Here is a 12,944-nt window from a genome sequence, read left to right on the forward strand (position 1 = left end):
CATCCCACGCAGAGATTGCGATCGCAGGGGTGCGGTTACAGTTTGAATGGGCTTCTGGCAACGTACCAATTCTGTGGAATGACTACTAAATCTGTTGCGCCATCAAACTCAGCCAATAAGCTGTGGTTCGCGGCAATCAAACCTCCCATGTACAGTGTTGCTGTTATGCCAGTGTGGGTGGGAACTGCGGTTGCCTTTGCTGAAACCAGAGCCATTAACACTGCAATATTTATCACTTATTTATTGGCTTCAATTTTCATTCTCGCCTGGATGAATTTGAGCAATGATGTGTTCGATTCAGAAACAGGAATTGACGCCAATAAACATCATTCTTTAGTCAATCTTACAGGTGACAAATCTCTAATTTTCTGGCTCGGAAATGCTTTCTTAGCTTTAGGAATTTTAGGTAGTTCTGCGATCGCCTGGTGGCAAAAAGACTTCACTCTTTTAGCCATTGTGTTGGTAGGTTGTGCTTTAGGATACACCTATCAAGGCCCACCCTTTCGATTGGGTTATCAAGGTGTAGGAGAAATTATTTGCTTTATTTGCTTCGGGCCTTTAGCCGTTTCTGCCGCCTACTACAGCCAAACTCAATCTTGGTCGAGCACTAGTTTGACTGCCTCGATCATTATTGGTATTACTACCAGCTTGATTTTATTTTGCTCTCATTTTCATCAAGTAAAAGATGATTTGGCTGCGGGTAAGCGATCGCCCATCGTCCGTCTCGGTACTGCTAGAGGAGCACAACTAATTCCTTGGTTTTGCGGCTTTATCTACGCTTTAACACTACTATTTACCCTTTTAGGCCTGTTTCCAATTCAGACATTGCTGATCTTTGCTAGCTTGCCTTTTGCCATTCAACTGACTCGGCATGTACAGGCTTATCACAATCAACCAGACAAGGTAAGCAACTGCAAATTTATCGCTGTGGCTCTCCATTTTTGGAGCGGATTATTGTTTGGATTGGGATTTGTACTCTAAAGGATGCTTGCCACCCAAATTCATTCCTACCAGTTCGAGTTTCGAGCCTATCAGCGCCCATTTCGCCAGCCTTTGAAAACTAGCCAAGGGTTATGGAATGTTAGAACCGGAATTCTGCTGCGTCTAACTGACGAAACGGGCCAGGTTGGTTTTGGGGAGATTGCGCCTTTGGCTTGGTTTGGCTCCGAAACCTTCGAGCAAACATTAGTTTTTTGTCGGCAACTTCCTTCTGAAATTACTGCTGAACACATCTCAGCCATTCCATCCACCTTGCCAGCTTGTCAGTTTGGCCTTGAATCTGCTTGGTTAGCCTTAAACTTAAACAACGTCGCAGCCAAAATCCGAAATCCAAAATCCGAAATTCCCTACAGTGCTTTGCTTCCCACTGGCCCGGACGCAGTAGAGGCTTGGCGATCGCTTTGGCAGCAGGGTTTCTACACTTTTAAGTGGAAAGTGGGAGTCGCAGCCGTGCAAGAGGAACTGGAAATTTTGCAGACCTTGTGCCAATCTCTTCCACCCCAGGCTCGTTTACGGCTGGATGCCAATGCAGGTTTGACCCTAGAGACGGCGATCGCTTACTTACAAGCTTGCGACCAATTAGGCATTGAGTTTTTAGAGCAACCGCTGCCAGTCAATCAGTTCCAGAACATGTTGGCACTGAGCCAACAGTACTCTACTCCCTTAGCCTTGGATGAATCAGTTGCCACTCTGGCTCAACTCAAAACTTGCTATGCCCAAGGTTGGCGAGGCATTTTCGTGATCAAACCAGCGATCGCGGGGTTTCCCTCCCAATTGCGGCAATTTTGTCAAACGCACCAAATTGATGCAGTTTTTTCCTCAGTTTTTGAGACAGCCATTGGTCGAGATATAGGTTTAAGCTTGGCAGCAGAACTCACTTCAAGCGATCGCGCTGCTGGCTTTGGTGTAACGCACTGGTTCAGCGATAGTTGGGATCAACTTTCAGATTTTGAGCAGTTATGGAACAGCCTCTAGCTTCTGGCCTGCTTTTGCAGCATTTACAGGCGCGATCGCAAACTGACTGGCTTATTGGTGTTGACCAAGTCAAACTCACTGATCTGGCTCAGCATTTATTCCAAGAACTCACTCAACTCATCCACCAAGGAACTACTCCTAAAATCTTTTTAGCCGAGCGATCGCCAGAGCGGTTTCTGGCAGGATTCCTCGCTGCTTGTGCTGCTCAATGCCCTGTGTTTTTGTGCAATCCTTGTTGGGTCCAGGCGGAGTGGCAGCAGGTCTTGGATTTGGTGACACCGGATTTAATTTGGGGCGATTGTGACTCTTTAGCTCTTCCCTCAAATACTTTGGCCCCCTCAGTATTAGAGGACTTTGCTCAAGTTCCCCCCAAGTGTGGGGGGCTAGGGAGGCCAGGTTCAGACCACTCAGGTTGGATCATGATTCCGACAGGGGGGTCATCTGGGCGAATTCGCTTTGCTATCCACACTTGGTCAACGCTGCTGGCTTCAGTGCGGGGTTGCCAGCAATATTTTGAGGTGCAGAAAATTAATTCTTACTGTGTCTTGCCGATTTACCACGTCAGCGGTTTGATGCAATTTCTACGCTCTTTTGTGTCAGATGGGAAATTGGTAGTGCAGCCCTTCAAGCAATTGGAGGCAGGAGATTATAGCTCGATTGACCTAACTCAATTTTTCATTTCTCTGGTGCCAACTCAATTACAGCGTTTGCTAGAAAGGCAAGAATCAAGCCATTGGTTGGCCCAGTTTCACACGGTTCTCCTTGGTGGAGCGCCCGCTTGGAATGATCTGCTAGAAGCTGCTAGACGCGATCGCATTCGTCTAGCCCCCACTTATGGCATGACCGAAACCGCCTCTCAAATCGCCACCCTTCACCCAAAAGATTTTTTGGCAGGTCATCAAAATAGTGGTCGAGTTTTACCCCACGGCAACGTCAGTATCCACAGCGAGTCTGGAGAATTGCTGCTACCCGGTCAGGTCGGCCACATCAGGATTCAAGCTGAGTCATTGACGCTGGGCTATTATCCGCAACTGTTTGAGCAACCTCAGTTTCAACCCGATGACTTGGGCTATCTCGACCAGCAAGGCTATTTGCACATCATCGGTCGCAGCAGCCACAAGATTATTACGGGGGGCGAAAATGTTTTTCCCGCCGAGGTGGAAGCAGCGATTCGAGCGACCAACTTAGTGACTGATGTTTGTGTAATTGGCCTTCCAAATGCTCACTGGGGGCAGGTTGTGACAGCGCTTTACGTTCCTGCCTGTCAAACTACTTCGACTAATTTAAGCGATCGTTTGCAAGCACGCTTAAGCAAATTTAAGCAGCCTAAATACTGGATTTCAGTCGAGCATTTACCGCGAAATCTCCAAGGCAAAGTCAACTACGAACAGGCTCAAGCGATCGCCCTCAAATGGTTTCAGAATCGCTCCACTGCTTAAGCCATTGCCACATCATTTCTGGCAAATTTTCTCGTTTTCTAATTGTCGGATTAATACAGACATGACGAGTATGCGCTTGGCTTAACGGGCGATCGCTGGAGCCTTCTGCAAAAATTTGGTAATCAATTCTGAATTCTTGCTCTGAAATTAATGTTGGTGTCAGATGAATCAATTCTTGATCACCACAAAACATGGGTCGAAAAAAATCAACTTCTGCATGGGTGATGGGAATGGCGATCGCAGAGTTGCTGAAAAACTCCTTCAAATTAATTCCTGAGGCTGCCAAAGAGGCTTCATAAGCTTCATGACACATCGCCAACACATTGGCAAAGTAGACTACACCCGCTGCATCAGTGTCTTGAAAGCGAATGGTTCGAGAATAGATAAAAGGCATTGATTTTCTAGTTCTAATTAAGTGCTAACAGACTCAGCTTGTGAAGCTTGTTGTAGATAACCTGCTGCCACACAATCCGCCACAATTTGCTCCACTAAGGGCCACAACTCCGGTGCTCCTTCCTGGACAGGCTGCATCCGCCACAACACTTGATCTGCTCTAATGCCATGCTTTTTCCAAGAAGCTCCCCCAGTTTGCTGATTGTTTAGAATCGGTTGGAGGCGATCGAGGGCAACGGCAAATTTGGCTTCTGGAGTCACTTGAGCTTCAAATTCTTCCCAGAGCGATCGCAACTCAGTTCCTTGGTCTGGAGGCAACAACCCAAATAAGCGATCGGCAGCCGCCAGTTCCCGCTCCGCTTTGCTTTGGTTACCGCTGAGGTCGTAGCAGAACGTATCACCTGCATCAATCTCGACTAAATCGTGCAGCAACAGCAATTTGACAGCGTGTAATAGATTCACGCCTGCGGGCGCGTACTCAGCCAGCACGATCGCCATCAAGGCAATATGCCAGGAATGTTCTGCGCTATTTTCCTGCCGCGAAGCGTTGGTGAGCAACGTCTGCCGCAAAATCTGCTTTAGTTTGTCAATTTCGACAATAAAGGCAATTTGTTGAGCGAGTCGGTTGGATGGCACAGCAAACCCCAATCAGTTCTAACCAGGTTTCTACCATGCCCTAGTTACTTCAACCAAGACTCCAACAAAGCGCCTCGCTCTTGTAAATCTTGCCGCTGGTCATCCGTTAAACCCACTCCTACACCCAGACGGCAACCTTCCACCCAAGCTCCAGCCCAACTAGTTTTGTTGAGGGTCGCCCCTCGCAGGTCCGCATTTCTTAAATCAGCATCTTGCAACTGAGCGTAAATCAAGTCAGCTTTCACCAGGCTGCTACCGTTCAGTTTCGCTCCTGTTAAATTCGCTCGAATCAAATTCGCTCCATCTAATGTCAAACCTGCTAGCTCCACACCACGCAAATCAGGAAACTTGACTCGACTAGGTTCAGCAAAAAAGCGCATTACACAAGCAACATTGGCATCAGTGTTGGGCATCAGCAACATGAAGTCGGCGTAGCGAGCCAACCCCAACTGTTTCAGGATTTGCAGGCGATCGCTCACTTCCTGCTCCAGGAAACGGTTAGAGAAGGCTAACAAATCTGATGCGGTAGTTGGCAGCATAAGCTCCTCAAAATCTCGCGATCGGCTTTTCTCATCATTTTGCACTGGTCGCAAATTTACTGGTTTAGTACGGATATTACTGAGGCACTAAATACGAAATTTTCTATCTAGGAAATGTAGTTACTCATGTCAGACCTTTACGAGAGCAAGAACGAGCCCATGCCTATCAATAACGACGCAGTCACGGTCAACGAAGATACAGTCGTATCAATTAATGTACTTGGCAATGACAGCAGTACCGATGGTAGCTTGCTCACTATTGTTAACTTTAGCCAAGCCACCAACGGCTCGGTTTCAAGTAATGGAGATGGAACCTTCACCTACACCCCAAACGCCAACTTCAATGGCAGTGATAGCTATACCTATATGGTCGGTTCGGGTACAGGTACTGAGAGCGCTACGGTGGCGATCACGGTTAGCCCTATCAATGACGAACCGATCGCTAGTAACGACGCTTTCACAACTAGTGAAAATACAACCATCACCATTTCTGCTCTACTAGCCAATGATTTCGATGTTGATGGTGATTTTCTCACAATTATTGACTTCACTAACGTTGCTAATGGCGTGCTGATCGATAATGGCGACGGCAGCTTCTCCTATAGTCCCAATTTTGGCTTCACTGGTGCTGATGGCTTTAGTTACATCATTAGCGATGGCAATGGAAATACCAGCCAAGCAAGTGTCACCATTTCAGTCGGTAATGGCTCTGGTGAAGGATTGGGTAGCATTAATGGCACACCAAATGATGACACTCTGCCAGGCACTAATGGTAACGACACCATCTACGGCTATGGCGGCAATGACACGATTAGCCCTGGCCTAGGCTACGACTATGTCGATGGTGGCGAAGGGGAAGACACCTTAATCATTGACTACTCCTCCCTCGACTCTATGTCTGGCTACTCCTATGGCTATGGCAGTGGTTACTACTCTGGCTACAGTTACAGTGGCAATGGCTACAGCAACATCAGCTTTAGTAACATTGAACGCTTCAACATTACAGGAACGGCAAACAACGATTATCTTTACGGTGCTGAGCTAAACGACATCCTCAATGGTAATGATGGCGACGACGAAATCTATGGTGGTGGTGGAGCTGACATCCTCAACGGTGGCAACGGCAATGACACCATTTATGGTGGTGACGGTGACGACACTATTAACGGTGGAATTGGCAATGATGTCATTTTCAGCGGCAATGGAGCCGATACCATTGATGGCGGTGCTGGCGACGATGCTTTAAAGGATGTAGATTTCTCTGCGGATACAACTGGCCTTAATTTCAATGACACTAATCCCATTACTGGCAACATCACTTTAGCCAACGGAACAGTTGCCACTAATGTCGAGTTCATCGATGGTTTGACTACAGGCATCGGCAACGACACCATCAACTTCAGCCGTCAACGTAACAACACCATCAACACAGGTGCTGGCGACGACATCATCAATGCGGGGTTGGGGCAAGACTACGTCAATGGGGGTGAAGGAGAAGACACCCTCACTATTGACTACTCCTCGCTCGGCTACATGTATGGCTCTTCCTATGGCAATGGCAATGGTTACTACTCTGACACGTACAACAGTATCAGCTTTAGCAACATTGAGCGCTTCAACATCACAGGAACTGCCAATAACGACTCTATTTTTGGTGGTTACGGCGATGATGTACTCAATGGTGGGGCGGGGGATGATCTTATTTCTGGAAGTGGCGGAGCCGATACCATTGATGGCGGTGCTGGCGACGATGCTTTAAAGGATGTAGATTTCTCTGCGGATACAACTGGCCTTAATTTCAATGACACTAATCCCATTACTGGCAACATCACTTTAGCCAACGGAACAGTTGCCACTAATGTCGAGTTCATCGATGGTTTGACTACAGGCATCGGCAACGACAACATCAACTACAGCCGTCAGCGTAACAACACCATCAACACAGGGGCTGGTAATGACAAAATTAACTCTGGCCTAGGATACGACTATGTCGATGGCGGCGAAGGGGAAGACACCTTAGTCATTGACTACTCCTCCCTCGACTCTATGTCTGGGTCTGGTAATTCTTACTACTATGGCTATAACAGTAGCTATTACTCTGGATATGGAGTCAATGGCTACAGCAGCATCAACTTCAGCAACATCGAGCACTTGAATGTCACTGGAACTGCCAATAGTGACATTTTCGGAGGTGGTAGTGGCAGCGATGTTCTCAGCGGCGGGGCTGGTAATGATGTCATTTCTAGCTGTGGAGGTGCAGACCTCATTGATGGTGGTGCAGGTGAAGATGGATTAGGAGATGCAGATTTCTCTGCGAATACCACTGGACTCAGCTTCAGTGATGCAACTGCGATCGCGGGCAATATCACTTTAGCCAACGGCACAGTTGCTACCAATGTTGAGTTCATTGATGGCTTGACCACAGGCAGCGGCAACGACACCATCAACTTCAGTCGTCAGCGCAACAACATCATCAACACAGGGGCAGGCAACGACACGATCAATGCAGGTTTAGGACAAGACTTTGTCGATGGCGGCGAAGGAGAGGACACTCTCATCGTTGACTACTCCGCCCTCAACTCCATGTCCGGAGGTTCTGATTACTACAGCTCTAGAGGTGGTTACTTTGCAGGCTATGGAACCGATGGCTTCAGCAGCATCAGCCTTAGAAACATCGAGCACCTGAATGTCACTGGAACTGCCAATAATGACATTTTTGGGGGCATTGGTGGTGACGATGTTCTCAACGGTGGAGCTGGTAATGATGTGATTAGTGGGGGTGGCGGCGCTGACAAGATTGATGGTGGTGCTGGTGAAGATGCTTTGAACGATGCTGACTTCTCAACTGCCACTAAGAATCTCACTTTTGGAGATACTGGCAGCATCAGTAAGGAACTCAAGCTAGCCAATGGCACTGTTATCACCAATATCGAGTTTTTCGATGGGCTCACTACAGGTAGTGGTAATGACACTATCAACTACAGTCGTTACCGCAACAATACGATTAACACAGGTAGTGGGAACGACAACATTAATGCGGGCTTAGGAGCAGACACTGTGGATGGTGGAGCAGGTGATGATCTGCTCCACATCGATTACTCCTCTCTCAGCTACATGTATGGCTACAACTACTCCAATGGTGGTGGCTATTACTCTGGCTACAGCGCCAATGGCTACAACTCCATTAGCTTTAGCAACATCGAGCGTCTCAATATCACTGGCACTATCAGTAGCGACTCCTTGTATGGCGGCGATGGCAACGATACCCTCAGTGGTGGCTTTGGCAACGACTACATCTCCGGTGGTGCTGGTAATGACACGCTGAATGATGGAGCTGGCAGCGACACTCTCATTGGTGGCACAGGTAATGACGCGATCACCCTGACCAATGATGGTTTCTCTAACACCATTTTTTACACCAATGGTGATGGCAGCGATACAGTGAAGCAGTTCCGGAGAGGGGCAGGCGGAGACGTCATCTTCTTTAGCGGCATTGCTGCGATTGATGTCGTCAAATCTGGCAACGGCACACAACTACGGCTCAGTGATGGCATCAGCAACAACGCAGGTTTCGGCAAAGGTGCTTTACTAGTGACGTTAGCAGAGACAGCAGGCTTTGCAGCAGCCGACGTTAATATAAATCTGCTTTCAAACGATGGAGGCCAGTTCCTATTTGCTTAGTTCTGCTAAAAACAAGTCTGGAATTGTAATTAGCTAGTAAAAGAGGGGACAACGGGAAAAGTTTGTCCCCTCTTTTGCGTTCGTAACGACTGCTATTAGCATTACCTCACTTTGCGTTTAATCTAAGCTTTTTCTGACTGCGGCTAATCCATACCAAGGGACATCTGGATACTCGTGATGCTCCCAGTGATAACCAAAGTGATAGCAGCTAAGAAATGACCAAACACTTGAACAATTGAGGCTAGTTGCCCGATGGCGATTGGTATATCCTGCTGAAGGCTCGCGGTGAGGTAGATAAATCCCAAAGTAAAAGAGTTGCCAGGAGCTTAAAAGAAGTGGCAACAACCAAAACAACAACACATTAGCTAGGGGAACTTGAAACCCAAATAGCAAACTGTAAAAAACAATGCTCATGCCAATTAGCAAAATCCAACTTTGCTTGCCTGACAGGTAGCTTTTCATAAAGTGAAAGTACCAGGCCCTAATGCTTTGAGGCTCCCGATCATAAAAGTCTGGATCGCGATTGGTAGCTGGAGCGCGATGATGTAGGCGATGGTTAGCTAAAAGATCTTGATAGGGCAGGAGGGCATAAAAAGCAGAAACTACGGTGCCAATACCCTCGTTAATTTTGCGGTTTTTGGAAATAGTTCCGTGCATTGCGTCATGAGCTGTAATGAACAGCCCAGTATGCAAAAAAGTTCTAATTAGAATAACTGGAATTAAACCAAAAATTTGTAAGCTAGAAATATCAATCGTGAAACACCATATCAAGCTTCCTAACCATAGGCTAGTAATAGTAGCAGCGATTAAAATTCCTGCATAAGAAGCTATAGAAATCGAAGATGATTCCTTTAATCTAATATCTAAATTTTGCATAATATCCAATTAAAAATTCGGGCGATCGCTAAACAGCAATCCGATTCAATCAAGTTCGCTGCTGTACCGCAAACCGATCATCAAAAGCCGCTGTATCAAACTGCTAGTAAGAGCACTGACTTTGTAGGGTGCCATAGTCCATCAGCGCTCTTAGCTATTTAGGAGATTAGACCCAGTTCTCTGGAGTGTCTAAGCCCCACTCATGCTTCAGAAATTCTTGGTACATCTTTTCTCGCAGCATCATTTGCTCATACAAGCTGACTAGAAACTCCTGAGCTTGTTCACGGGACATGAGCTGAACTTGATCTGCGAAACTTCTAAGACTGAATTCTTGTTCTAAAGATAATTGGGCGGGGGAATTCATAACGGGCTCCTTGCCAAGTAAAACCAAGAGAGAGTAATAGTGAGAAAAAAGCTTTGAAGTGATTTTTGTAAACCTATGTAAACAAAGATAACAAATTATTTAGGAAACGGTTTCTATCTTCTGTAGAGTTACCTCTTTACAACTTTAGGTACAGGTATGGCACAAAGCGGCCAAGCCCAGACCACTAGCGAGGTAGGGGAGTGACTGCCGCCACTTCCTCTAGTTCTGGATCTACCACTTGCAGGTGTTGTTCTAGCAGGGCCAGATTTCGGATGTTCGATTTATAAAAGGCATCGAACAAGTCACCAATCAGCGGTATAGAACCCACTACTGCCTCCAAGCCGATGTTGAAGACCATGCGGTACAACACGGGAGAGGGCAAACTGAATCGAGCTGCCAGGAAAATGATGTAAGCCGAGAAGGCGGTGCTTACAAGATCTCCTGCCCCTGGAATTAGCCCCATAATCGGGTCTAGGCCGATTCGGAAACCGATACCCGGAATTCGAATGGCAGTGTCCATCAAGCGGCTGAGCTTACGGATACGATTGAGTGTGAGGAGACGTTCAGTGTTGTTCATATCTTGATCGTCGCAAAGGTGACAGGCGATCGCTTGTATCAGGAGAGAGAATGCAAATAGGGTTATTGCCTCGTCCTCGTGACTGAGTTGAGGGTGGCTGAATATGCAATTGGGTAGGCTGCACCAAAACGGCGATCGCTCTCCCTGCTTCAGTCTCAGTGCGAACTATGAGACAATCACACTGTGTCTGATCTCTTGCAATCTGGCGAAATTCTTTATAGTCCCGGTGGTCACTTCTGCTACCGGATTGTGGGTCCTTGCTGTCGTTTGTTTGACCGTGAGCAATTGCCTTGGCCTTGTTGCCGGTTGGAATGGCGGGGCAAAGAACCGAGTTGGCGCAGGATTGGCAAACGCTACGTGCCTGATTTAGCCACCAAAACTCACCCTTCCTATGCAGTTGAAATTTTAGGTCAAGGTTGCTCTGGAAAAACAATTGAAATCACGCTCTACTCCGTCAAACTATCCCCTGTAGAGCAAGAATGGTGGTATGCCAGCCATAAAACCCCACAGGCTGACTTTCCGCTTGAAGCGGCTATCTCCGGTCTAGTTTCTTAACCGTCTCGTTCGTGGTCTTCAATCTAATGATGCAGATCCAGTAGATAGCGATCGCTCACCTGGGCAGCAACTGTTTCTAGCAAGCTGAGAGGTGCAGATGAGACGAGTACAGAGGGATAGACAGCACTCTCCCATTCCGGATGAATGACTAAAGTACAGTCGCCTTGAGCCATCGTGGGATATTGCAATGCTGCCCGCACCACCGCAACATCATCCAAGTGCAGCCGACCGGGAGGCGATCGCAGGGGCCAACCTGTTGCTGGATCAAAAAGGTCTGCCAAATGGCCTAGGAATTCTAGTTCTAGTGCAACTTGATGCCCAAACTGCAAAAACTGTTCACGTCCCTGGCGCTTTTGGGTTTCTGTTGCCAGAGTTCGACTCAGCATCAAGCTAGAGCATTGTTGTAGCACGACCAAAATCGACAAAATCGGCTGCGACCAATCGGGCAGCAATTGGTCAGCGTAAGTCTGAATAAATTGAGTGGGCGAATGAACTGAATATTGCATTCGCATGCTAGGGATGGAATGAGAGGAGCGATCGCTTCTCCACTCTAACCGCCGTCCCTTCCAATCTAAAATTCAATTTAAACGGCAACTCCCCCAGTGGATAACCAGCGTGGGGGAGAAGGGTTTGAGCGAAAGTAGAATCGTGCCTAGACGAGTTTGAGGTTGGGATACTCCGCTATCATGTCGTCTGTGGTCAGAGTGTCATCCTCAGCTTGAGGAGTCCACAGAATCTCCACTGCTAGCAGTTGTTCGCTAGGGATAGCACCAATCTGGCTAAGTGCTCGTCGCAAATCTTCGGTGTTGTTGATGGCTGGGAACTGCCATTTACCTTGCGTCCCGACCAGGATGGTCACCACAATGTACTCACTGGGAGCTTGACTGGTGTTAGTCAATGCACCACCGGGTTCAGCAACAGTCAGGGCAGATGCGTCATTGGCTGACTTCAGTTGCCTACGAGTGTTGAAGTTGGTCAGAGTTTCCTCGCCAAACTTACTGCGCTCTGCTAAAGCTAATCGATTAAACTGAGCTTCAGCCGCGCTTAGACGAGTTTGCTGACTTTCGGACCCAGCGTAGATCCAGTACTCTGGGTGACGCAGCAAGGCAAGAGAGGCTTCTTGCAGAACTTGAACCAACCCTTCCGAAGAGCTAGTATCAGCAGCTTCAGCAATGCGGTTCAGGTCAGCTTGCAGAGTTCGAGCTTCGGCCAACAAACCCACTTGCAGCTTCGCGACTGACACAGCAGGGTTGCTGGAGGAAGCATCATAGTCTAGGCTTTCGCCATCTGCGCCCGCACCGACTCGGCGGAATGTGCTGACGAGGAAGTTGGCGATCGCAAAGAAGATCAAGATACCAAATAGGCCACTTAATCCACCCGTACCACCGAGGAACGGAATAAAGAAGAGAGGAGAAAATCCACCGCCACCACCATAACCGTATCCATACCCACCGCCATAACCACCAGGGCCAGGAGTATAGCTACGGGGAGCAGAGTAAGTGGGGCCACGACTGGGGGCTCTGAATGAACCACCGCCAATGCGTCCACCGCTACGGGCTGCCAACGCACCATCGGCATTACTCAGTGCCAGAGTCAGCACTAGGCCAACCAGAAGCACGGACTTTAAAAAAGGTTTGATTACAGAAAAAAGTTTATTACGCATAAGGCGTGCCTATCCAAGCTGACGAAAAAACAATCGGCTCCGGCTAATTCCAAACTTCAATTCAAAATTTCAATTCGGAATGTTTTTAACCAGTTCATGATACTGGTGGACAACCACCTGCCTGCAAGTTTTAGAACTCGGCTTGAGGCGGCTCACCCTTTGTCAAGAGCCGTAAACCTAGGGCACATCTATACTGTACTGTCTTACTCCGGGGGTAGGGCATCAGTCTGGAGGGAGTTATCCGTAC

General features: G+C 47.8%; 13 protein-coding genes. 5 read left to right on the top strand and 8 right to left on the bottom strand.

From position 1 onward, the window contains the following. Positions 1–78: 78 nt before the first annotated feature. From menA to H6F72_RS18335, 3 genes are read left to right on the top strand one after another with little or no spacing between them, the layout of a single operon-like run. Positions 79–981 carry a 2-carboxy-1,4-naphthoquinone phytyltransferase gene (gene menA, locus H6F72_RS18325; protein WP_190438831.1) on the top strand — a complete coding sequence of 301 codons (903 nt, stop codon included), beginning with the start codon at positions 79–81 and terminating at the stop codon, positions 979–981. A 3-nt stretch (positions 982–984) separates the two neighbouring features. Then, positions 985–1,974 carry an o-succinylbenzoate synthase gene (locus H6F72_RS18330; RefSeq protein WP_190438838.1) on the top strand — a complete coding sequence of 330 codons (990 nt, stop codon included), beginning with the start codon at positions 985–987 and terminating at the stop codon, positions 1,972–1,974. After that, positions 1,959–3,413, top strand: a complete 1,455-nt coding sequence (locus H6F72_RS18335; protein WP_190438840.1) for a 2-succinylbenzoate--CoA ligase — start codon at positions 1,959–1,961, stop codon at positions 3,411–3,413. Before H6F72_RS18330 ends, H6F72_RS18335 begins: the two co-directional genes overlap by 16 nt. Here H6F72_RS18335 and H6F72_RS18340 read toward each other — a convergent pair. The 3 genes from H6F72_RS18340 to H6F72_RS18350 are packed head-to-tail and all read right to left on the bottom strand — an operon-like array spanning position 3,382 to position 4,981. Further along, positions 3,382–3,807, bottom strand: a complete 426-nt coding sequence (locus H6F72_RS18340) for a thioesterase family protein (RefSeq protein WP_190438843.1) — start codon at positions 3,805–3,807, stop codon at positions 3,382–3,384. The genes H6F72_RS18335 and H6F72_RS18340 overlap by 32 nt on opposite strands. 17 nt (positions 3,808–3,824) lie before the next feature. Further along, entirely contained in the window at positions 3,825–4,442 is a 618-nt protein-coding gene (locus H6F72_RS18345; protein ID WP_190438851.1) for an HD domain-containing protein, read from the bottom strand. 44 nt (positions 4,443–4,486) lie between these two features. Next, positions 4,487–4,981, bottom strand: a complete 495-nt coding sequence (locus H6F72_RS18350; RefSeq protein ID WP_190438853.1) for a pentapeptide repeat-containing protein — start codon at positions 4,979–4,981, stop codon at positions 4,487–4,489. 159 nt (positions 4,982–5,140) lie between these two features. On the opposite strand from H6F72_RS18350, the gene H6F72_RS18355 reads away from it, so the two are divergent. Further along, positions 5,141–8,662, top strand: coding sequence for an S-layer family protein (locus tag H6F72_RS18355; protein ID WP_206755448.1), 3,522 nt, complete (start codon positions 5,141–5,143; stop codon positions 8,660–8,662). Positions 8,663–8,779: 117 nt separating this feature from the next. On the opposite strand, the gene H6F72_RS18360 is transcribed toward H6F72_RS18355, so the two are convergent. From H6F72_RS18360 to H6F72_RS18370, 3 genes are all read right to left on the bottom strand, one after another. Next, entirely contained in the window at positions 8,780–9,538 is a 759-nt protein-coding gene (locus H6F72_RS18360; RefSeq protein WP_190438858.1) for a fatty acid desaturase, read from the bottom strand. Between the two features lie 166 nt (positions 9,539–9,704). Next, positions 9,705–9,902 carry an NblA/ycf18 family protein gene (locus tag H6F72_RS18365; protein ID WP_190438859.1) on the bottom strand — a complete coding sequence of 66 codons (198 nt, stop codon included), beginning with the start codon at positions 9,900–9,902 and terminating at the stop codon, positions 9,705–9,707. A 184-nt stretch (positions 9,903–10,086) separates the two neighbouring features. Continuing rightward, positions 10,087–10,479, bottom strand: coding sequence for a DUF4112 domain-containing protein (locus H6F72_RS18370; RefSeq protein ID WP_190438861.1), 393 nt, complete (start codon positions 10,477–10,479; stop codon positions 10,087–10,089). Between the two features lie 183 nt (positions 10,480–10,662). Between H6F72_RS18370 and H6F72_RS18375 the strand changes: the two genes are divergently transcribed. Beyond that, complete coding sequence (locus H6F72_RS18375; protein WP_190438863.1) at positions 10,663–11,034, top strand: hypothetical protein; 372 nt, start codon at positions 10,663–10,665, stop codon at positions 11,032–11,034. 23 nt (positions 11,035–11,057) lie between these two features. Here the strand turns inward: H6F72_RS18375 and H6F72_RS18380 are convergent, their stop codons facing one another. Both H6F72_RS18380 and H6F72_RS18385 read right to left on the bottom strand, forming a co-directional pair. Beyond that, entirely contained in the window at positions 11,058–11,540 is a 483-nt protein-coding gene (locus tag H6F72_RS18380; RefSeq protein ID WP_242017016.1) for a methylmalonic aciduria and homocystinuria type D protein, read from the bottom strand. A gap of 146 nt (positions 11,541–11,686) precedes the next feature. Beyond that, complete coding sequence (locus H6F72_RS18385; RefSeq protein WP_190438869.1) at positions 11,687–12,697, bottom strand: DUF1517 domain-containing protein; 1,011 nt, start codon at positions 12,695–12,697, stop codon at positions 11,687–11,689. Between the last annotated feature and the right edge of the window lie 247 nt (positions 12,698–12,944).

It is taken from the genome of Trichocoleus sp. FACHB-46 (assembly GCF_014695385.1).
Classification (GTDB): domain Bacteria; phylum Cyanobacteriota; class Cyanobacteriia; order FACHB-46; family FACHB-46; genus Trichocoleus.

What these genes read in the sequence shown, in the direction of transcription:
- H6F72_RS18330 (WP_190438838.1), top strand. Translation starts at nt 985, where the DNA reads ATGCTTGCCACCCAAATTCATTCCTACCAGTTCGAGTTTCGAGCCTAT.
- H6F72_RS18385 (WP_190438869.1), bottom strand. Translation starts at nt 12,697, where the DNA reads ATGCGTAATAAACTTTTTTCTGTAATCAAACCTTTTTTAAAGTCCGTG.
- H6F72_RS18370 (WP_190438861.1), bottom strand. Translation starts at nt 10,479, where the DNA reads ATGAACAACACTGAACGTCTCCTCACACTCAATCGTATCCGTAAGCTC.
- H6F72_RS18360 (WP_190438858.1), bottom strand. Translation starts at nt 9,538, where the DNA reads ATGCAAAATTTAGATATTAGATTAAAGGAATCATCTTCGATTTCTATA.
- menA (WP_190438831.1), top strand. Translation starts at nt 79, where the DNA reads ATGACTACTAAATCTGTTGCGCCATCAAACTCAGCCAATAAGCTGTGG.
- H6F72_RS18335 (WP_190438840.1), top strand. Translation starts at nt 1,959, where the DNA reads ATGGAACAGCCTCTAGCTTCTGGCCTGCTTTTGCAGCATTTACAGGCG.
- H6F72_RS18365 (WP_190438859.1), bottom strand. Translation starts at nt 9,902, where the DNA reads ATGAATTCCCCCGCCCAATTATCTTTAGAACAAGAATTCAGTCTTAGA.
- H6F72_RS18340 (WP_190438843.1), bottom strand. Translation starts at nt 3,807, where the DNA reads ATGCCTTTTATCTATTCTCGAACCATTCGCTTTCAAGACACTGATGCA.
- H6F72_RS18350 (WP_190438853.1), bottom strand. Translation starts at nt 4,981, where the DNA reads ATGCTGCCAACTACCGCATCAGATTTGTTAGCCTTCTCTAACCGTTTC.
- H6F72_RS18355 (WP_206755448.1), top strand. Translation starts at nt 5,141, where the DNA reads ATGCCTATCAATAACGACGCAGTCACGGTCAACGAAGATACAGTCGTA.
- H6F72_RS18380 (WP_242017016.1), bottom strand. Translation starts at nt 11,540, where the DNA reads ATGCAATATTCAGTTCATTCGCCCACTCAATTTATTCAGACTTACGCT.